At 62.6% G+C, this 17,955-nt stretch carries 20 protein-coding genes; 13 read left to right on the top strand and 7 right to left on the bottom strand.

What is annotated here, in order from left to right; translation table 11 throughout:
* Nucleotides 1-254: 254 nt before the first annotated feature.
* Nucleotides 255-1,463: a tyrosine--tRNA ligase gene (gene tyrS, locus AB5I84_RS12985; RefSeq protein WP_369456335.1), complete on the bottom strand. Its 1,209-nt coding sequence runs from the start codon at nt 1,461-1,463 to the stop codon at nt 255-257.
* 236 nt (nt 1,464-1,699) lie between these two features.
* On the opposite strand from tyrS, the gene AB5I84_RS12980 reads away from it, so the two are divergent.
* From AB5I84_RS12980 to AB5I84_RS12970, 3 genes are read left to right on the top strand one after another with little or no spacing between them, the layout of a single operon-like run.
* Entirely contained in the window at nt 1,700-3,061 is a 1,362-nt protein-coding gene (locus AB5I84_RS12980; protein WP_369456334.1) for a peptidoglycan DD-metalloendopeptidase family protein, read from the top strand.
* Nucleotides 3,030-4,151, top strand: coding sequence for an anhydro-N-acetylmuramic acid kinase (locus tag AB5I84_RS12975; RefSeq protein WP_369456333.1), 1,122 nt, complete (start codon nt 3,030-3,032; stop codon nt 4,149-4,151). Before AB5I84_RS12980 ends, AB5I84_RS12975 begins: the two co-directional genes overlap by 32 nt.
* Nucleotides 4,151-4,375, top strand: a complete 225-nt coding sequence (locus AB5I84_RS12970; RefSeq protein WP_369456343.1) for a DUF3820 family protein — start codon at nt 4,151-4,153, stop codon at nt 4,373-4,375. The genes AB5I84_RS12975 and AB5I84_RS12970 overlap by 1 nt, the downstream gene beginning before the upstream one ends.
* A 10-nt stretch (nt 4,376-4,385) precedes the next feature.
* Here AB5I84_RS12970 and erpA read toward each other — a convergent pair whose 3' ends face one another.
* Genes erpA through argC form a run of 4 tightly spaced genes read right to left on the bottom strand, consistent with a single transcriptional unit; the run spans nt 4,386 to nt 7,008 of the window.
* On the bottom strand, nt 4,386-4,724 hold the full coding sequence (gene erpA, locus AB5I84_RS12965; protein WP_369456332.1) for an iron-sulfur cluster insertion protein ErpA: 339 nt from the start codon (nt 4,722-4,724) through the stop codon (nt 4,386-4,388).
* 58 nt (nt 4,725-4,782) lie between these two features.
* Complete coding sequence (locus AB5I84_RS12960) at nt 4,783-5,205, bottom strand: bactofilin family protein (RefSeq protein WP_369456331.1); 423 nt, start codon at nt 5,203-5,205, stop codon at nt 4,783-4,785.
* Nucleotides 5,189-5,947, bottom strand: coding sequence for a DUF6776 family protein (locus AB5I84_RS12955; protein WP_369456330.1), 759 nt, complete (start codon nt 5,945-5,947; stop codon nt 5,189-5,191). The genes AB5I84_RS12960 and AB5I84_RS12955 overlap by 17 nt, the downstream gene beginning before the upstream one ends.
* Nucleotides 5,947-7,008: an N-acetyl-gamma-glutamyl-phosphate reductase gene (gene argC, locus AB5I84_RS12950; RefSeq protein ID WP_369456329.1), complete on the bottom strand. Its 1,062-nt coding sequence runs from the start codon at nt 7,006-7,008 to the stop codon at nt 5,947-5,949. Before argC ends, AB5I84_RS12955 begins: the two co-directional genes overlap by 1 nt.
* A 133-nt stretch (nt 7,009-7,141) precedes the next feature.
* Here argC and hemJ point away from each other — a divergent pair, with 133 nt between their 5' ends.
* The 4 genes from hemJ to hemL all read left to right on the top strand — a co-directional run bounded on the left by hemJ (nt 7,142) and on the right by hemL (nt 10,329).
* Nucleotides 7,142-7,564: a protoporphyrinogen oxidase HemJ gene (hemJ, locus tag AB5I84_RS12945; protein WP_439650218.1), complete on the top strand. Its 423-nt coding sequence runs from the start codon at nt 7,142-7,144 to the stop codon at nt 7,562-7,564.
* Between the two features lie 11 nt (nt 7,565-7,575).
* Nucleotides 7,576-8,337, top strand: coding sequence for a bifunctional hydroxymethylpyrimidine kinase/phosphomethylpyrimidine kinase (gene thiD / locus AB5I84_RS12940; RefSeq protein ID WP_369456327.1), 762 nt, complete (start codon nt 7,576-7,578; stop codon nt 8,335-8,337).
* A 9-nt stretch (nt 8,338-8,346) separates the two neighbouring features.
* On the top strand, nt 8,347-8,976 hold the full coding sequence (thiE, locus tag AB5I84_RS12935; RefSeq protein ID WP_369456326.1) for a thiamine phosphate synthase: 630 nt from the start codon (nt 8,347-8,349) through the stop codon (nt 8,974-8,976).
* Nucleotides 8,977-9,039: 63 nt separating this feature from the next.
* Nucleotides 9,040-10,329, top strand: coding sequence for a glutamate-1-semialdehyde 2,1-aminomutase (gene hemL, locus AB5I84_RS12930; protein WP_369456325.1), 1,290 nt, complete (start codon nt 9,040-9,042; stop codon nt 10,327-10,329).
* Nucleotides 10,330-10,334: 5 nt separating this feature from the next.
* On the opposite strand, the gene AB5I84_RS12925 is transcribed toward hemL, so the two are convergent.
* Nucleotides 10,335-10,847 (bottom strand): tetratricopeptide repeat protein, encoded by a 513-nt coding sequence (locus AB5I84_RS12925; protein ID WP_369456324.1) that lies wholly within the window; start codon nt 10,845-10,847, stop codon nt 10,335-10,337.
* Entirely contained in the window at nt 10,823-13,144 is a 2,322-nt protein-coding gene (mrcB, locus tag AB5I84_RS12920; protein WP_369456323.1) for a penicillin-binding protein 1B, read from the bottom strand. The genes AB5I84_RS12925 and mrcB overlap by 25 nt, the downstream gene beginning before the upstream one ends.
* A gap of 86 nt (nt 13,145-13,230) precedes the next feature.
* On the opposite strand from mrcB, the gene AB5I84_RS12915 reads away from it, so the two are divergent.
* The 6 genes from AB5I84_RS12915 (at nt 13,231) to ccoP (ending at nt 17,896) form a co-directional block, all read left to right on the top strand.
* Nucleotides 13,231-14,235: an adenosine kinase gene (locus AB5I84_RS12915; RefSeq protein WP_369456322.1), complete on the top strand. Its 1,005-nt coding sequence runs from the start codon at nt 13,231-13,233 to the stop codon at nt 14,233-14,235.
* A gap of 2 nt (nt 14,236-14,237) precedes the next feature.
* On the top strand, nt 14,238-14,576 hold the full coding sequence (locus AB5I84_RS12910) for a Rieske (2Fe-2S) protein (RefSeq protein ID WP_369456321.1): 339 nt from the start codon (nt 14,238-14,240) through the stop codon (nt 14,574-14,576).
* 164 nt (nt 14,577-14,740) lie between these two features.
* Nucleotides 14,741-16,171 carry a cytochrome-c oxidase, cbb3-type subunit I gene (ccoN, locus tag AB5I84_RS12905; RefSeq protein ID WP_369456320.1) on the top strand — a complete coding sequence of 477 codons (1,431 nt, stop codon included), beginning with the start codon at nt 14,741-14,743 and terminating at the stop codon, nt 16,169-16,171.
* A 2-nt stretch (nt 16,172-16,173) separates the two neighbouring features.
* Nucleotides 16,174-16,818: a cytochrome-c oxidase, cbb3-type subunit II gene (ccoO, locus tag AB5I84_RS12900; RefSeq protein WP_369456319.1), complete on the top strand. Its 645-nt coding sequence runs from the start codon at nt 16,174-16,176 to the stop codon at nt 16,816-16,818.
* A complete protein-coding gene (locus tag AB5I84_RS12895; protein ID WP_369456318.1) occupies nt 16,818-16,988 on the top strand; it encodes a cbb3-type cytochrome oxidase subunit 3 in 171 nt (56 codons plus the stop codon). Before ccoO ends, AB5I84_RS12895 begins: the two co-directional genes overlap by 1 nt.
* Nucleotides 16,985-17,896: a cytochrome-c oxidase, cbb3-type subunit III gene (gene ccoP / locus AB5I84_RS12890; protein ID WP_369456317.1), complete on the top strand. Its 912-nt coding sequence runs from the start codon at nt 16,985-16,987 to the stop codon at nt 17,894-17,896. The genes AB5I84_RS12895 and ccoP overlap by 4 nt, the downstream gene beginning before the upstream one ends.
* Nucleotides 17,897-17,955: the final 59 nt, after the last annotated feature.

Genomic DNA, 17,955 nt, shown 5'->3' with positions numbered 1-17,955 from the left:
TTGTCTGCCTGATTGTTAAAGAGCGCGACGTTCAATTCACCTTTTTGGCTGGTCTGCCGTGTCGGTGCGTACCGTCGTTGAGAGGCGGCCATTCTATACAGTCGGAAGCGGGTGTCAACTCCTTTTTTCCGCTTGGTGTGAAAATTTCTTTTCGCACCTGTTCAACCATCCTGGTCGAACAATGCGCCGAAGCCTATATAGCAGCTTCGGCGCTGACCGCACTTGGCGTCCCGTCTCAAGGGGCGCGAACTATGTCAGAGCACGCGGACCTTTGCAATCCTTTTTTTACCGGCCTGTACAATATGCTCGTCGCCGCTGGAAAAAGTACGCTCCGCATCAGCCTGCGCACCATCTATATAGACGACGCCTTGAGCAACCATGTCCTTTGCCGCCTTTCCGTTCTGCGCCAGACCCGCGCTGCGCAGCACATCCAGCAGTCGCAGCACGCCCCCCTCGCCCACTTCCACTTCCACCAGCGGAACATTGTCAGGAATCGCACCCAACTCAATCTGGTTACCGGCAGAGTTTGGGGCCGACTCCGCCGCCTCTTTGTTGTGGAAACGGGTGATCAGCTCGTCCGCCAATATCTTTTTGGCTTCTTGCGGCGTGCCCGCCTGCTCCGCCTGACGCTGCAGCTCCGCAATTTCCGCCGTGCTCTTCAGACTCAGCAGCTCGAAATAGCGCCACACCAATTGATCGGGCACAGACAACAGCTTGCGGTACATATCACCTGGCGCATCAGTGACACCGATATAGTTACCCAACGACTTAGACATCTTCTGAACGCCATCAAGTCCTTCTAGGATCGGCACCGTGATGCACACCTGCGGCTCCTGGCCATAGTGTTTCTGCAGCGTCCGGCCCATCAGCAGGTTGAAGCGCTGGTCCGTACCGCCGAACTCGATATCTGCCTCCAGTGCCACAGAGTCGTACCCCTGGATCAGCGGGTAGAGGAACTCATGGATGGCAATCGGCTGGCCGGACTTGTAGCGCTTTTCAAAGTCGTCTCGCTCGAGCATGCGCGCCACTGTGTACTGACCGGCCAGCTTGATCATGCCGGCCACCCCCAGATCGTGCAGCCACTCGGAGTTGAAGCGAATCTCGGTGCGGGCCGGATCGAGGATCTTGAACACCTGCGCCTTATAGGTCGCCGCATTGGCCTCCACCTGCTCACGGGTGAGCGGCGGGCGAGTGGCGCTCTTACCGGACGGGTCGCCAATCATGCCGGTGAAATCACCGATCAGGAAAATGATCTGATGGCCGAGGTCCTGGAACTGGCGCAGCTTGTTGATCAGCACCGTGTGCCCGAAATGGAGATCCGGGGCGGTCGGATCAAACCCGGCCTTGATGCGAAGAGGGCGGCCGAGCGCTAACTTGCGCCGTAAATCGTCCTCAAGGATGATCTCGTCCGTCCCGCGACGGATGATGTCGAGGGTCTGTTCCAGGGTGTCCTGATCCGCCATGCCTACCTCAGTTGTACGCGGCGTGCACCGGCACTGCCGGCATCACATCCAATAAAATCGATCCGGTTTTCGCCTACCTATATATGTCGCAGAGTTCTGCGCGCGACCCCGGATCGGGAAGCCGTGCATTGTAACACTTGAACGCGGGCACGAAAGACGGTTAACTTTCGACCAAGTTCCAGCCAGGCCCTCTATTTATCGATGGGTTAAGCCCACAAGCTGAGAATTCACTTCAGATGGAACCACCCACACAATCTGCCCTGCAGTGGCTACGCCATTTCCCTAAAGGCCACGTACTGGCCTGTGCGGCGCTGGCCGCCATCGTCACCCTTGCGCTGGTGCTTGCGCCTGACGATGCCACTTCCACTGCAATGTCTACCCGAGCACTGGCACTCCCCTCTCCGGAGCAGCTATCACCCGCAAACGACACCCTCGCCGATGACGCCCCCTTTGACACGCCCACTGCCGCGGTGGCTACTGCCAGTTTTGGCCCTGACTGGCACGATCTCACGGTCCAATCCGGCGACACGCTGTCGGCACTGCTCCAGTCGATCGGCGTTTCCATCAGCGATGTGCACCGACTGGTCACCGCCGACGAGCGTTTGAAAGCGTTGACCCGCCTGCGGGTCGGCGACGTGGTCCGCGCGGCACTGAATGATGACGGCCAGCTGGTAGCTGTGGAGTACCGCCTTTCCCAACTGAAATCGCTTTCCGCCGAGCATGATGGCGAGCAATGGGAGGTAACCGAACACGAGCGTCAGTACGACCGCCAGATTCGCTATGCCGAAGCTACTATCACCGATTCACTGTTCATGTCCGGCCACCGCGCCGGCATGACAGACAACCTGATCATGCAGTTCGCCAATATCTTTGCTTGGGATGTGGACTTTGCGCTGGATATTCGCGAAGGCGACACCTTTCGGGTGATGTTCGAAGAGCTGTATGTGGACGGCGAGAAAGTCGGCACCGGCAACATCCTGCGCGCTGAATTCCTACACCGCGGCAAGCACCTAACGGCACTGCGCTACGACGCCGACAACGGCCAGGGCCGCTATCTGGATGACCGAGGCAATGCACTCCGGCGCGCCTTCATCCGTACTCCGGTGGAGTTCGCCCGCATCAGCTCACGCTTCAACCCCGGCCGCCGCCACCCGATTCTCAACACGCTGCGCGCCCACCGCGGCGTGGATTATGCGGCGCCTACCGGCACGCCAATTCGCGCCACCGGCGATGGCAGGGTGGAGTTTGTCGGCAGTAAGAACGGTTACGGCAACACCGTAGTCATTAAACACGGCCAGCAGTATTCAACGCTGTACGCACACATGAGCCGCTTCGCCGGCGGTTTGCGCTCCGGCCAGCAAGTCCGCCAAGGCCAGACCATCGGCTATGTGGGCATGACCGGCCTCGCCACCGGCCCGCACCTGCATTACGAATTCCATGTCAACGGCAGTCACCGCGATCCGCTCACGGTGCAGCTGCCGATGGCGCAAGGCATCAGCAGCCAAGAACGCCCTGCTTTCTTGGCCCGCGCAGAGGCCCTCAAACAGCAGATGGACATGCACCGCCATGCCTTCGCCTTTGCCCGCAACGAGCCGTGATGGGCTGTTCATCGGGCTGATGTCCGGCACCAGCGCCGATGCGGTGGACGCAGCGCTGGTGCAAGTTAGTCCTGGCCAAGCAAAGGTCATGGCGCTACATAGCCTGCCGCTTCCAGATACCGTGCACGACCGCATCGTCGACCTAAACCGTCCCGTGCCGCAGGATCTGGACCGGCTCTACCGCCTTGACGTGGAGCTGGGCGAGCTGTTCGCCGACACCGTCGAGCGGCTGCTGGACGCGGAGCGACTGGATCGCCGCCGCATTATCGCCATTGGCAGCCACGGCCAGACCATCCGCCATCGCCCTCACCTCGGTTTCAGCACCCAGATCGGGCGACCAGACCTGATTGCTCTGCGCACCGGCATCGACACCGTCGCAGATTTCCGTAACCGGGATGTGGCACTCGGCGGCCAGGGTGCGCCGCTGCTGCCGCGCGTACATCAAGCGCTGCTGGCAAAGGCGGGCGAACGCCGCGTGGTGCTGAATTTAGGCGGCATGGCCAATATCACCCTGCTGGATGGTGAAGCGCTGGTGGGCGGCTTCGATACCGGCCCCGCTAACGTGCTGCTAGATGCTTGGCACCGCCAGCACCGCGGCGGCCGCTTTGATCCAGACGGTGCCTGGGCCGCATCGACCTCGCCAGACCCGCTGCTGCTGCAACGGTTATTGAATGACGATTATTTCTGTCTGCCACCACCGAAAAGCACCGGCCGTGAGCACTTCAGTCTCGATTGGTTGCAGCACCGTCTAGTCGGCACCGAGAGCGCTGCTACCGTGCAAGCCACCCTCGCCCAACTCACCTGCCAGTCAGTGGTGGATGCCATCGGCAGCTTTGCGCCCGCGCGCCTGATTGTCTGCGGAGGCGGCGTGTTCAACCGCCAGCTGATGACCGGCCTGCAGCAGTTACTGCCACAAGCAGAGGTGGAGAGCGTGGCCGTCCACGGCCTTGATCCAATGGCAGTGGAAGCCGCCGCCTTCGCTTGGTTTGCCTGGGCCCACCTCAACCGCATTCCCGCCAACGCCCCGCAGGTCACCGGCGCTTCCGGCCCCTGCATACTGGGCGCCCTGCACCCCGGACACCGCCCGTGATGGACCAACTGCCACCCGCCGCCGTATTGATCGAAGCAGTGAACCAGATCATGCCATACGGGAAATACGCCGGGCGGCCACTGCTGCAGCTCCCGGAGCCTTATCTGGTCTGGATGCATCGGCAAGGCTTTCCGAGCGGCAAACTCGGCCAGCAATTGGCGCTGATGTATGAAGTGAAGCTGAACGGACTGGAAGGGTTGCTGCAGCCGCTACTGCGCGGCTGAGGTCAAGGCGTCAAATCGAGAACGACGAACCACAGCCACAGGTGGACGTGGCATTAGGGTTCTGCACCACAAAGCGCGACCCCATCAAACCTTGGTCGTAATCGATCTCAGAACCGGCCAAGTACTGCACACTCATGGCATCCACCAACAACGCGACATCACCGTTTTCGATCACGGTATCGTCGTCACGGGTCTGCTCATCGAAGGTAAAGCCGTAAGAGAAACCTGAACACCCACCGCCGGTGATATACACCCGCAGCTTGAGCGCCATGTTGCCCTCGTCGTCGCGCAGTGCGCGGACTTTGGCAGCGGCTCGATCGGTAAATGAGAGAACAGCAGAATCACTCATGGGGCGTCGTCTGGTAGTGATGAAACGGGCCCCATGGTGAGATGCCGCACTAAATCAGTCAAGTATCGGCCGACGCCGCCTTGGCTTTGCCCTTGTCCGGCGCCGGCAAATGTTTCGGCGCACCCTCCTTCACCAGCTTGCCGTTGACCTGGGCGCCCACCACCATTTCGATCAGGTTGTAGTAGACGTTGCCCTCAATCACCGCCTTCTCCGCCAGCTCCAGCTTGCCGACCGCATAGACATCGCCTTCGACGCGACCGTTGATGAGGATATCGCCTACACGGATCTCGCCTTTCACCGAGCCGCTCTCACCGATCACCAAGCGCCCCCCATCGGCGCTTACGTGTACATTGCCTTCCACCCGGCCCTGCACATGCAGGCCGCCGGTGAACTCAATATCGCCGGTGACCTTGGCACTGGATGCGATCAATGTGTGATTACAGAAGTTGTCCCGTCCCTTCTTATTACCCCGACCGAGCATGCTCTGTGTTCTCCTCAACCCTATTCCAGCCAAATGTGCGTTCCACCCGCTGGCCGCCACGGCCGCTGGCCGTCGCTTCGACCCTGACCGCGCGCGGCGTAACACCTTCCGGAAGGTGCACCCGCCCGGTCAATTCCTGGAAGTACCGGAACCGGAACGCGGTGGAACTGTGCTCCTCGCTGAGCCACTGCGCTGCCGGAATATCGACCCGCTGGTTGCCCCGCACCCCTTCGAGGATCATCGCCACATCGCCGGCGATGAAATTGTTGTTGTCCCCGACCTGTGACAGCACAAGACGGAAGCTGTATTCGCGATCATGCTCAGTAGCCGCCACATGGAAACGCGAAATCTGCAGGCCCTGCTCACCATTTTCCGGGGCCATGATGCTTTTATAAAACGCGACAGTTTCCTCCAGCTCAACGATCTGGTCGCGTAGACCACGCAGTTCACCACGCACCTGCTCCTGCGCCTGACTGCTGACTTCACTGGAGGTGCGGTGCACGGCTAGGTCATCACGGGCTTCACGCAGGTTGGTCTCCATCTGCGCCAGCTGCATGCGCAATCGCTGCTGCTCCAGATTGCTGCCCCAGCCTTCACTGCCGCTGACCAGCACCCCGACCAAGAACGCCAGCACTACTGCCAGCCCCCCGAGCACCGCCCATAACCAGCGCTGACGCCGCTGTCGCGTCACATCCACCGGCATCAATGTCAGTTCGCGAACCACCTTTTTGCGCGCCTTCATCAGGGCAGCAACGCTGGAGCGTCGAGCCCCATGGTTTCAGGCAGGTCGAGCATGATGTTCATGTTTTGCACCGCTTGGCCGGACGCACCTTTCACCAAGTTGTCGATCACGCTTAGCACCAACACCACATCGCGACCTTGCGGCCGGTGCAGCGACAATCGGCACACGTTAGCGCCCCGCACGCTGCGGGTCTCCGGGTGACTACCCAGCGGCAGCACATCAACGAATGGCTCACTAGCGAAGCGGTCCTCGAACAGCGTCTGCAGATCTTCCAGCGACAGCGTCGGGTCCACCAGCTCCGCAGTCAGCGTCGCCTGCATACCGCGGATCATCGGTGCCAGGTGCGGCACAAACGTCAGCCGCACTGGGTCTGATGCCAGCCACCCCAACCCCTGCTCGATTTCTGGCAGATGACGGTGCCCAGAAGCGCCATAGGCTTTGAAGTTGTCTCCGGCTTCGGTGAGCAGATTGGGAATGCGTGCTTGGCGCCCGGCACCGCTGACGCCGGACGCCGCAAAAGCGTTCAGCCGCTGTACATCCACCAAGCTTTGCTCCAGCAATGGCAGAAAACCAAGCTGCACCGCGGTGGGGTAGCAGCCGGGGTTGGCCACCAGCCGTGCATCGCGGATTTTGGCGCGATTCATTTCTGGCAGGCCGTACACCGCCTCCGCCAACAGCTCCGGACATGCGTGCGGCTCACCGTACCAGCGCGACCACAGTTCAGCATCGGTGAGTCGGAAGTCAGCGGACAGATCCACCACCCGCACGCCGGCCGCCAGCAGCTCCGGCATCATGCGCATGGCCACGTTGTGCGGCGTGGCGAAGAACACCAGATCACACTGCGCCGCCAGCGTGGCCGGATCCGGATCGGTGAACGCCAGGTCATAGTGACCGCGCAGGTTTGGGAACAAGTCAGATACCGGCTGCCCTGCCTCGGTCCGCGAAGTGATCACGGACACCGTGACACGCGGATGGCTGGCCAGCAGGCGCAGCAATTCGACCCCGGTGTACCCGGTCCCGCCGACGATACCGACCCGGAAGGTCTGGCCCGTTGCTTTCATGTTCACACTCCTGCGCCCCTGTGCGTTGTCAGCGGGCATCATAAAAAGGCACTACCGCTCCGGCAACCACCGCTGGCCACCGGACTGAGCTATCATGCCCGCTTCCTGACTGTCTGTCCGAGGGGAGTTGCCGATGTTGTGGGTTGAAGCACTACATATTGTCGCGGTCGTATCTTGGTTTGCCGGCCTGTTCTACTTGCCGCGCTTGTTCGTCTACCACGCTGACGCCAAGGACAGCCTTAGCAACGAACGCTTCAAGGTGATGGAGCGCAAACTGTTCCGCGGCATCATGACCCCGGCCATGATTGCCACCCTCGGCCTCGGCATCTGGCTGCTGCATTTGCAGGATTATATGTGGCTACGTTCCGGCTGGCTGCACGCCAAACTGACGCTGGTGGTGCTGGTGGTGATCTACCACCACCTTTGTCTGATGCACATGAAACGCTTTGCCCGTGACGCCAACACCCACAGCCACGTGTATTTCCGCTGGTTCAACGAAGCCCCCATCGTGTTGCTGCTCGGCATCGTGATCTTGGTGGTGGTGAAACCGTTCTGAGGCCCGCAGCGATGAAACCCAACATTCTGGTGATAGCCGGTCATGACCCCTCCGGTGGTGCCGGCATCCACGCCGACATTGAGGCGATTCACAGCCTCGGCGGCTTTGCCGCCACCCTGATCACCGGGCTCACCATCCAGAACAGCCAAGAAGTGCGGGGCTTCGAGCTAGTGCCGGTGGAGCTGCTACTGCGGCAAGCCGACTGCCTGCTGGACGACATGCGCTTCGATGCGGTGAAAATCGGCATGACCGGCAGCGTGGAGATGATCCACGCCATCGCGGGCTTGCTCGACCGCCTGCCCGGAGTGCCGGTGGTGGTCGATCCGGTGCTGGTGGCAGAATCCGGCGGCGCCCTGTCCGCCGGCACGGTACCGGAGGCCATGCTGCGCGAGTTGCTGCCGCGCGCCACCATCGCCACTCCGAACCTACCCGAAGCGCAGCGTCTGGCTGGCAGTGACGACCTTGACCGCTGCGGCGAGCGGCTACTGGCGAGCGGCTGTCCGGCGGTGGTGATCACCGGCACCCACCACGACACCACCGACGTACACAATCATCTGTTCACGGCGACGGGTCGCACCACCCTGAGCTGGCCGCGACTGGACGGCGCCTATCATGGCAGCGGCTGCACGCTGGCCGCCGCCACCGCCACCCTGCTCGGCCATGGCCATAGCCCCGCCGAGGCGCTGGCGAGAGCGCAGGACTATGTCCACCAGTGCCTGCGCCGCGCTTGGCGTGCCGGTAAGGGACAATTGATCCCCAACCGCTTGCCCTGAGCCAGTGCCATGACCGCACTTTCCGGACTGTACGTCATCACCGATCCGCAGCTGCTCCCCCCGGCACAGCTTATGCCAGCCTGTGCCGCCGCCTTGGCCGGCGGCGCCCGCATTCTGCAATACCGCGACAAACCCGCCAGCGCCGAACAACGCCTGCGCCGCGCCCGCGACCTGCGCGACCTGACCCGTGAGCACGGCGCGCTGCTGATCATCAATGACGACCTCGAATTGGCGCTGCGCTGCCACGCCGATGGCGTACACCTCGGCCAAGGTGACGGCAACGCGGCCGACGCCCGCCGCCGGCTGGGACCTGATGCGATTCTCGGAGTGACCTGCCACGACCGGCTGGATCTCGCCCGCAACGCCGCCGACCAAGGCGCCAGCTATGTGGCGTTCGGCCGCTTTTTCCCGTCACACACCAAGCCCCAGGCGCCGCCGGCCAGCATCGATATTCTCACCGCCGCCCAACCCCTCGGCCTGCCCCGGGTAGCGATCGGCGGCGTGAATGCTGATAATGGCGCGCACCTGATTGCCGCCGGTGCCGAAATGCTGGCAGTGATCCATGCCGTATTCGGCGCTCCGAATATCGAGGCCGCCGCCCGCCGGCTGGCCGCATTGTTTTTCCCATCACCACGTTGACGACGGCTCCGCCCGCAGGCGTTCGAGCGCCGTGACGTGGTTTTTCCCCTGACGAGGTGACCCATGGTCCGCAAGCATTCTGAGCAGCTGTTCCGCGCCGCCCGCGAAGTGATTCCCGGCGGCGTAAACTCCCCAGTCCGCGCCTTCAACGGTGTCGGCGGCAGCCCGGTGTTCATTCACCGCGGCGAAGGCGCCTACCTGTTCGATGAAGACGACAACCGCTACATCGATTACGTCGGCTCTTGGGGCCCGCTGATCCTCGGCCACGGCGATCCCGACGTGCGTGCCCGCATCCACGCGGCGGTGGACCAGGGCACCAGCTTCGGCGCGCCCACTGCCGTGGAAATCGAGCTGGCACAGAAAGTCTGTGAGCTGATGCCGTCGATTGAGCAGGTGCGCATGGTCAGCTCCGGCACCGAAGCCACCATGAGCGCTATCCGCCTGGCGCGCGGCTTCACCGGCCGCGATCTGATTGTGAAGTTCGAAGGCTGCTATCACGGCCACGTCGACAGCCTGCTGGTAAAGGTCGGCTCTGGCGCCCTCACTCTGGGCGTGCCCAGCTCACCGGGCGTACCGGCCGCGGTGACTGAGAACACGCTGACCCTGCCCTACAACGACCTGGCTGCCGTGCAGGAGTGCTTTGCCGCCCAGGGCGAGCGCATCGCCTGCATCATTGTCGAGCCCGTGGCCGGCAACATGAACTGCGTGCCGCCCTGCGCCAGCTTCCTGGAAGGTCTACGCACGGTATGCGATGAGCACGGCAGCTTGCTGATTTTCGATGAAGTGATGACCGGCTTCCGCGTTGCACTCGGCGGTGCCCAAGCGCTGTATGGGGTGCGCCCGGACCTGACCACGCTTGGCAAGATCATCGGCGGCGGCATGCCGGTGGGCGCGTTCGGCGGCCGGCGTGACGTCATGCAGCACATCGCCCCGGCCGGCCCGGTGTACCAGGCCGGCACCTTGTCCGGCAACCCGGTCGCCATGGCGGCGGGGTTGGCCACGCTGGAGAAAATCGCGGTGGACGGCTTCCACGAGCAGCTCACTGCCCGCACCACCCGCCTGCTGGATGGCCTCGCTACCGCCGCCCGCGAAAGCGGCATCGCCATGACCACCAATCAGGTCGGCGCCATGTTCGGCCTGTTCTTCACCGACCAGACCCGGGTTGCGCGTTTTGATGAAGTGATGAAATGCGACGTGGAACGCTTCCAGCGTTTCTTCCACGCCATGTTGGAGCGCGGTGTGTACTTGGCACCGTCCGCCTTTGAGGCCGGATTTGTGTCGGCCGCCCATACCGACGCCGATATTGACGCCACGGTGCAGGCCGCGCGGGAAGTGTTCTTGGCCGGCTGCTGAGCCGATCAGGCCGAGCGGGGCTTCCCCGCTCGCAATGTGTCTGCACGCTGGCGCGCATCCTTGGCGCCAGCGCTGTTGCCCTGCTGGGCGCGCACCGCAGCGATGCGCTCCCACAACTCCGCCCGCCATTCATCATGAGCCGGCGCTTCACGCAACGCTCGCATCAGCAAACCTTCTGCCGCACGCGGCTGCCCCTCTTGGATACGCAGCTCCGCCAACTCCCGGTACAACACCGTCGCCTCGCCCGGGCCGGCCACATTCAGCGCCCGCTCCAGGTACCGCCCGGCCTTGCCCAGGTCCTGCTGTCGCCGCGCGCCCTGGGCCGCTGACAACAGGCTGTAAGTCGGCGACGATGCGGCAATCGCCACCGGCGGTAACGCAGTGGCCGGCTGCTGGGGCGGCAGCTGTGGAATCGTACGCGGGCCGGCGCCCGTGTCACCGCCCGGAGGCGTGACGGCACAAGCGCCCAGCGCCAGCGTCAGACCTACCACCATCAATCGAACAGTCGTCGCAGCCATCCTCGTCGCTCCTCACCGGCCGGCGTCTGGCGCGCCGCCGCACATGCACTCAACACCCCTGGAATGGAAGGGGTCCACATCGGATACAGCACCGCACCGTCACAACCGGCGTCGGAGCGCGTCTTGCCGTCCGGCTCCATCCACACCCACTCGACATCCACCGGCGGGTCCATGCGCAAGCTGCGCTGAGGCAGCTTCGCCATCACCTGAGTCCAGACCGGCAGCGCGGCACTGCTACCGGCCACACCTGCTGGCTGATTGTCATCACGGCCGATCCACACCACCGCCAAGTGATTGCCGCTGAAGCCAGCGAACCACGCGTCGCGCAGACCGTCGCTGGTGCCGGTTTTGCCGGCCACCATCAGGTCGTGAGGCAACGTGTTGTAGGCAGCGCGGCCGGTGCCCTCGCTCATTACCTTCACCATCGCCCACTGGGTCAGGTAGGCCGGAGCCTCCTGCACCACCGGGTCAGCCGAGACCGGATAGCGCGCCAGCGGCGTGCCGTGCAGATCCAGCACATCGGTGATCGCCCGCAGCGGGGTGCGGAAACCGCCGGTAGCCAGCGGCTGATACATCACCGCCACTTCAAACGGCGTCATGTTATGGCTGCCGAGAATCAGGCTCGGGTAGGGGCGGATATTCCCCTGCACACCCAGCCGCTGCAGCGTGGCGATGATCGGCTGCAAGCCGACATCCATGCCCAGCCGCGCCATCGCCTGGTTGCGCGAGCGCGCCAGCGCTTCCGCCATCGGCATCGGCCCCATCGAGCGGTTGTCCACGTTCTTCGGTGCCCACACCTGGCCATTGGGCATCGACACTTCGAGCGGCTCATCATTAATAATAGTCGCCAGTGAGAAGCGCTTCGGCTGCTCCAGCGCGGTGAGCACCACCATCGGCTTGGCCAGCGAGCCGATGGGCCGCAACGCATCTAACGCCCGGTTGAAGCCGGCGCTGCGCGGTGTGCGGTCACCCACTATCGCCAATACATCGCCTTGGTCGGGCGCCGTAATCACCACTGCCCCATTGAGCTGCTGGCTGCCGTCGGCATCACGTTGGCGCAGCGTACGGGCCAAAGCATCCTCGGCCGCCAGTTGGGCCAGCACGTCGAGCGTGGAATGGATCTGCAGCCCTTCACTGGACAGCGCCTCGGCTGGGTAATCACGGGCCAACTGACGGCGCACCAGATCAATGAAGGCGGGGAAGGCGTACAGCGCTCCGGCGCCCTTGGGCACCACATCCAACGGCCGTTCCAGCGCAATGCCGTAATCACGCTCGCTGAGCAGCCCTTGCTCATGGGCCACGGTCAGCACCACATTGCGGCGACGCTCGGCGCGCTCCGGATTGCGGCGCGGATCGTAATAGCTGGGCCCTTTGAGCATGCCGACCAGCAACGCCAACTGGTGCGGCTCCAGCTCCTCCAACGCGCGGCCGAAATAGAACTGCGCCGCCAACCCCATGCCGTGGATGGCCCGCGCGCCGTCCTGGCCGAGGTAGACCTCATTCAGATAGGTTTCGAGGATTTGTTCTTTTTCATAGTGCAGCTCCAGCAGCACTGCCATCGGCAGCTCCATCAGCTTGCGGCCGATGGTCCGACGCTGGGACAGGTAGAAGTTCTTCACCAGCTGCTGAGTCAGGGTACTGCCGCCTTGAGACACGCCGCCGGAGCGCAGGTTGGACCACACCGCCCGTGCCAGACCTCGCGGCGACACACCGTGGTGCTCATAAAAACCGCGATCTTCCACTGCCAACAGCATGTCGTGCAGCAACTGCGGGGTATCGCCTAGGCGCACCAGAATGCGGTCTTGGCTGTGGCCGGGGTGAATACTGCCAACCTGCAACGGCTCCAGCCGCGCCACCGGCAACGTGCTGCCATCAGCGGCGGCCACCTTCTGGATGCGGCCGTTAGCCAGTGTCAGCCGTAGCTGCCGGGCCGGCTCACCGCCGTCGCTGTCGCGGAAGGCGCGAGTATGCAGCAGCACCGTGCCGCCCTGGCGCTGGTAACTGCCCGGCATCGGCGCTGACGCGGCATTGCGGTAGCGCAGCAGCGCCAGCATCTGCTCCAGATGCTGCCATTCCAAAACCCGGCCGCTGTACAGCTCCACCGGCTGGGCATAGACCCGCGCCGGCAGCTGCCATTGATGAGCATCGAAACGTTGGCGCACCTGCGCGTCCATCCACACCAGCACCACCGCTGCCACCAGCAGCAGCACCGCGAGGAGTTTCCACAGCAGTGACCAAGGGAAGCGTCGGCGCGCACGGCGTCGGACTTGTTTTTTCGGGGGGCGTTTTCGAGACATGGCGCAGTATACGGATGGAACGATGAGGTTTGGCAACAGAGCGTCTAGAACGCATAATGTTTCGCCATTTTTTACGGAGTGTTGGGATGTCGCCCCTCTACGATGTGTACGCCATCGGCAACGCCCTGGTGGATACCGAATTCGTCGTCAGTGACGCCTTCCTTGCCGAGCACGGCATTGCCAAGAGCCTGATGACGCTGGTGCCCCAAGCGCAGCAGCTGCGTACCATCGCCGCCCTGACTGCCAGCGGTGAGCCGCGCAAACGCGCCAGCGGCGGCTCTGCCGCCAATACCGCAATGACGGTGCAAGGTCTGGGCGGACAGAGCTACTACTCCTGCCGCGTGGCCGACGATGACACCGGCGCCTTCTACGTGAATGACCTGTTAAGCGCCGGCGTCGGCACCAACATGCATTCGCACCGGCCGCAGGGCGTCAGTGGCACCTGTCTGGTCATGGTCACGCCGGACGCCGAGCGCACCATGAACACTTTCCTCGGCATCTCCGAGCAGGTGTCGGTGGACGACCTCGACGAACAAGCCCTAGCCCGCAGCCGCTGGGTCTACTTGGAAGGCTACCTGGTGACCTCGCCCAGCGGGCGCGCTGCGGCCATCCGGCTGCGCGAACTGGCCGAACAGCATGGCGTGAAGGTGGCGATGACGCTGTCAGACCCGTCCATGGTCCAATTGTTCCGCGACGGACTGTCGGCAATGCTGGGGGCTGGTGTCGACCTGCTGTTTTGCAATGAGGACGAGGCGCGCCAATTCACCGGCACCGACTCGGCGGAAGCGGCGCTGCAAGCGCTGTCCGCGGTCGCTCGCCAGGTGGTGGTGACCTGCGGCGCAAGGGGCGCATTAATTTTCGACAGTGGTACAATCCACGCCGTTTCTGGAGTGCCCACCCAGGCGGTGGACACCAACGGTGCCGGCGACACGTTCGCGGGCGCCTTTCTCTATGCAGTGGCGCGTGGCCGGGACGTGCAGACCGCCGGCACCTTGGCCTGCCATGCCGCCTCGCAAGTAGTGAGCGATTTCGGCCCCCGTTTGTCCGGGGACGCTTTGCGTTCACTACGTAGTCAAGTTCTGGGAGAGTAGGCATGTCCGAAGTGCGACTTTGTGCGCGCAACGAACTCGAGGAAGGCGCCGCACGCGGCTTCCAACTCGGTGCCCACTCGGTGCTGGCGGTAGTGCAGGACGGCCAGCTGCATACGTACTGGAACTGGTGCCCCCATCTGGGGATTGAGCTGAACTTCATGCCTGACCAGTTCTTGGACGACCAAGCTCAGTTCATTACCTGCGCAAACCATGGCGCTTTGTTCGAGATCGAATCCGGAGAGTGTGTATCGGGTCCGTGCCATGGGGAGAAACTGGTTGCGATCACCCACGACATCCGCGATGGGGATGTCTGGATCACGCTGGAGAACGCCCCGGCCTGAGGTGTGCCCGCACGTTTGGGCACTCTTGCTTGAAGGCCACCGCTTGCCAGCCATTTCGCAGCAGAACCGGACACGTCCGGTTCAATTTTGACCTTGACGCAAGTCAACAGGCTTTAAAATCACACTGTTAACGTGCAAGCGCACAAATCTGCAAGGACCTCAGCATGCAAGAGTCAACCGCGCCTCCGGTGTACAACTACAGCGTTATCCGAAAATTCGCGATCATGACTGTGATCTGGGGCATCGTCGGCATGTTCGTCGGTGTCTGGATCGCAGGCCAACTCGCGTGGCCCGCCCTGAACTTCGAGCTTCCGTGGACCAGCTTCGGCCGTCTGCGCCCGCTCCACACCAACGCGGTGATCTTTGCCTTTGGTGGCTGTGCGTTGATGGGAACCTCCTTGTACGTTGCACAGCGCACCTGCCACACCACGCTGGCGTTCCCGCGCTTGGCGAACTTCGTGTTCTGGGGTTACCAACTGGTCATCGTCCTGGCAGCCATCACCCTGCCGCTGGGCTACACCAGCACCAAGGAATACGCAGAGCTGGAATGGCCGATCGACATCCTGCTGGGCGCGGTGTGGATTTCCTACGCCATCGTGTTCTTCGGCACCCTGGCCAAGCGCACCACCAGCCACATCTATGTGGCTAACTGGTTCTACGGCGCCTTCATCCTTGCCGTGGCGCTGCTGCACATCGTTAACAGTGCTGCGGTGCCGGTCAGCTTGTTCAAGTCCTACTCCGCTTACGCCGGCACCATCGATGCCATGGTGCAATGGTGGTACGGCCACAACGCCGTGGGCTTCTTCCTGACTGCCGGCTTCCTCGGCATGATGTACTACTATGTGCCGATTCAGGCGCAGCGTCCGGTGTACTCCTACCGCCTGTCTATCGTGCACTTCTGGGCATTGATCGGTATCTACATGTGGGCCGGCGGCCACCACCTGCACTACTCCGCACTGCCTGACTGGGTACAGTCGGTTGCCATGGTGTTCTCCATCGTGCTGTTCGCCCCGTCTTGGGGCGGCATGATCAACGGTGTCATGACCCTGTCCGGCGCCTGGGACAAGCTGCGTACCGACCCCATCATCCGCTTCCTGATCGTGTCCCTGTCGTTCTACGCCATGGCCACCTTTGAAGGCCCGATGATGTCGATCAAGACCGTGAATGCCCTGAGCCACAACACCGATTGGACCATCGGTCACGTGCACTCCGGCGCACTGGGCTGGGTAGCCATGATTTCCATCGGTGCTATGTATGTAATGATCCCGCGCGTGTTCGAGCGTAAGGGCATGTACTCCACCTCCTGGATCAACGTGCACTTCTGGCTCGCCACCATCGGCACCGTGCTCTACATCGCTGCGATGTGGGTATCCGGCATCATGCAGGGCCTGATGTGGCGCGCTGTGAACCAAGACGGCACCCTGATGTACAACTTCGTGCAAGAGCTGGCCGAGCGTCAGCCGTTCTACATCGTGCGTTTGGTCGGCGGTGCCCTGTTCCTGCTGGGCATGGTGCTGATGGCCGCGAACGTGTACCTCACCATCCGTGGCTCCCGTGACGCTCAGGGCGCTGACAACAAGCTGGTGGAGGCATAATCATGTCGAGCAATAGCAAACACGCCGTCATCGAGAAGAACGTTGGCCTGCTGATCGTGCTGACGCTGATCATCATCAGCTTCGGCGGCTTGGTCGAAATCGTGCCGCTGTTCTGGCAGAAGGCCACCACCCAGCCGATCCCGACCCTGCGCCCCTACACGGCGCTGGAAATGGCGGGCCGCGACGTTTACATCCGCGAAGGTTGCCACGTGTGCCACACCCAGATGGTACGCCCGCTGCGTGCTGAAACTGAGCGTTTCGGCCCGTACACCGTGGCTGGCGAAGACGTCTGGGAGCACCCGTTCCTGTGGGGCTCCAAGCGTACCGGTCCGGACCTTGGCCGCGTTGGCCTGCGCCCGATCACTGAACAGTGGCACCGTGAGCACTTGCGTGACCCGCGCTCAGTGGTACCGGAGTCGAACATGCCGGCCTACCCCTGGCTACAGCGCAACAAAGTGAACTGGGCCACCATGGAGCGCACCCTGAACGTGTTCCAGAAGAACTTCGGCGTGCCCTACACCGATGAAGACATTGCCGAGCAGCTGGCCAAGACCCGCGAAGGCGGCGAATGGGCAAATGTGACCGAAGAAGATGCCGTTGTTGCTTACCTGTTCTCTCTGGGCCATGCGCGTGCAGAGGTGAAGTGATGAGCTATTACGCTATTTTCACGCTGGTTTTCTTTGCAGCGTTCATCACGATGGTGGCCTGGACGTTCCGTCCGGGCCGCAAGAAGCATTACCAGGAGCTGGGCGCGCTCCCCGTCGAAGACGATAAAGCCCGCATGAACAACGCTGTCTCTGGGGAGAGCCATCGATGAGCAATTTTTGGAACGTCTATATCGTCATCATCGTGGTCGGCAACCTGATCGGTTACGGTCTGCTGCTGATCGGCAACTCCCGCCTGTCCGCGGAAGAAGCCAAACAGGACACCACCGGCCACACCTTTGACGGTATTGAAGAGCGCAACCAACCGCTGCCGCGCTGGTGGTTCATCATGTTCCTGATGACCATCGCTTTCGCCTTCGCCTACCTCGCCCTGTACCCGGGCCTGGGCAGCTACAAGGGCGCGCTGGGCTGGACCAGTGGCGGGCAGTGGGAAGAAGAAGTGAAGATGGCCAAGGCCCACTCCGACCCGCTGTTCAAGGAGTTTGCCAAGCTGCCGATCGAGGAATTGATTCAGTACCCGGAGCCAATGGCAGTGGGCGCGCGGCTGTTTGCAAACAACTGTGCGATCTGCCACGGTTCTGACGCCCGCGGCGCCCGCGGGTACCCGAACCTGACCGATGACGACTGGCTCTACGGTGGCAAGCCTGAAGATATCGTGAAGAGCATCACCTTCGGCCGCAGCGGCACTATGACGCCAATGCTGCAAGCGCTGGGTGGTGAGGACGCGGTTCGCGACATGGCAATCTACGTTCAAGCGCTGTCCAGCGAACGCGTTGCCAATGATCCGCAGAACGCCGGCGCCATCGAGCGTTCACAACCGAAATTCGCCCTGTGTGCCGCTTGCCACGGCCCCACGGGAGAAGGGAATCAGCTGGTGGGTGCGCCCAACCTGACCGACGGCATCTGGCTGCATAGCCCGCGTCGGGAAGACATTGAGGCGATCATCCGCAACGGCCAGGTTAGTCACATGCCGCCCCACGAAGGCGTGCTGACTGCCGAGCAGATCCACGTGATTGCTGCCTACGTCTACAGCCTGTCTCATTCCCAACCGGAGAAATAGCCATGGCAAAACGGGATTCCATTCCCGTCGTGCAGCAAGTGGAGCCGCCTGAAGGCGGC

Source organism: Alcanivorax sp. REN37, from assembly GCF_041102775.1.
GTDB classification, from domain to species: domain Bacteria; phylum Pseudomonadota; class Gammaproteobacteria; order Pseudomonadales; family Alcanivoracaceae; genus Isoalcanivorax; species Isoalcanivorax beigongshangi.
The sequence above is the reverse complement of the archived record's forward strand: the minus strand, read 5'-3'. Positions and strand labels throughout refer to the sequence as shown.

Bases quoted from the DNA above. Each gene is read 5' to 3' on its own strand.
- tyrS (WP_369456335.1), bottom strand. From the start codon at position 1,463: ATGGCGGATCAGGACACCCTGGAACAGACCCTCGACATCATCCGTCGC.
- AB5I84_RS12980 (WP_369456334.1), top strand. From the start codon at position 1,700: ATGGAACCACCCACACAATCTGCCCTGCAGTGGCTACGCCATTTCCCT.
- AB5I84_RS12975 (WP_369456333.1), top strand. From the start codon at position 3,030: ATGCCTTCGCCTTTGCCCGCAACGAGCCGTGATGGGCTGTTCATCGGG.
- AB5I84_RS12970 (WP_369456343.1), top strand. From the start codon at position 4,151: ATGGACCAACTGCCACCCGCCGCCGTATTGATCGAAGCAGTGAACCAG.
- erpA (WP_369456332.1), bottom strand. From the start codon at position 4,724: ATGAGTGATTCTGCTGTTCTCTCATTTACCGATCGAGCCGCTGCCAAA.
- AB5I84_RS12960 (WP_369456331.1), bottom strand. From the start codon at position 5,205: ATGCTCGGTCGGGGTAATAAGAAGGGACGGGACAACTTCTGTAATCAC.
- AB5I84_RS12955 (WP_369456330.1), bottom strand. From the start codon at position 5,947: ATGAAGGCGCGCAAAAAGGTGGTTCGCGAACTGACATTGATGCCGGTG.
- argC (WP_369456329.1), bottom strand. From the start codon at position 7,008: ATGAAAGCAACGGGCCAGACCTTCCGGGTCGGTATCGTCGGCGGGACC.
- hemJ (WP_439650218.1), top strand. From the start codon at position 7,142: ATGTTGTGGGTTGAAGCACTACATATTGTCGCGGTCGTATCTTGGTTT.
- thiD (WP_369456327.1), top strand. From the start codon at position 7,576: ATGAAACCCAACATTCTGGTGATAGCCGGTCATGACCCCTCCGGTGGT.
- thiE (WP_369456326.1), top strand. From the start codon at position 8,347: ATGACCGCACTTTCCGGACTGTACGTCATCACCGATCCGCAGCTGCTC.
- hemL (WP_369456325.1), top strand. From the start codon at position 9,040: ATGGTCCGCAAGCATTCTGAGCAGCTGTTCCGCGCCGCCCGCGAAGTG.
- AB5I84_RS12925 (WP_369456324.1), bottom strand. From the start codon at position 10,847: ATGGCTGCGACGACTGTTCGATTGATGGTGGTAGGTCTGACGCTGGCG.
- mrcB (WP_369456323.1), bottom strand. From the start codon at position 13,144: ATGTCTCGAAAACGCCCCCCGAAAAAACAAGTCCGACGCCGTGCGCGC.
- AB5I84_RS12915 (WP_369456322.1), top strand. From the start codon at position 13,231: ATGTCGCCCCTCTACGATGTGTACGCCATCGGCAACGCCCTGGTGGAT.
- AB5I84_RS12910 (WP_369456321.1), top strand. From the start codon at position 14,238: ATGTCCGAAGTGCGACTTTGTGCGCGCAACGAACTCGAGGAAGGCGCC.
- ccoN (WP_369456320.1), top strand. From the start codon at position 14,741: ATGCAAGAGTCAACCGCGCCTCCGGTGTACAACTACAGCGTTATCCGA.
- ccoO (WP_369456319.1), top strand. From the start codon at position 16,174: ATGTCGAGCAATAGCAAACACGCCGTCATCGAGAAGAACGTTGGCCTG.
- AB5I84_RS12895 (WP_369456318.1), top strand. From the start codon at position 16,818: ATGAGCTATTACGCTATTTTCACGCTGGTTTTCTTTGCAGCGTTCATC.
- ccoP (WP_369456317.1), top strand. From the start codon at position 16,985: ATGAGCAATTTTTGGAACGTCTATATCGTCATCATCGTGGTCGGCAAC.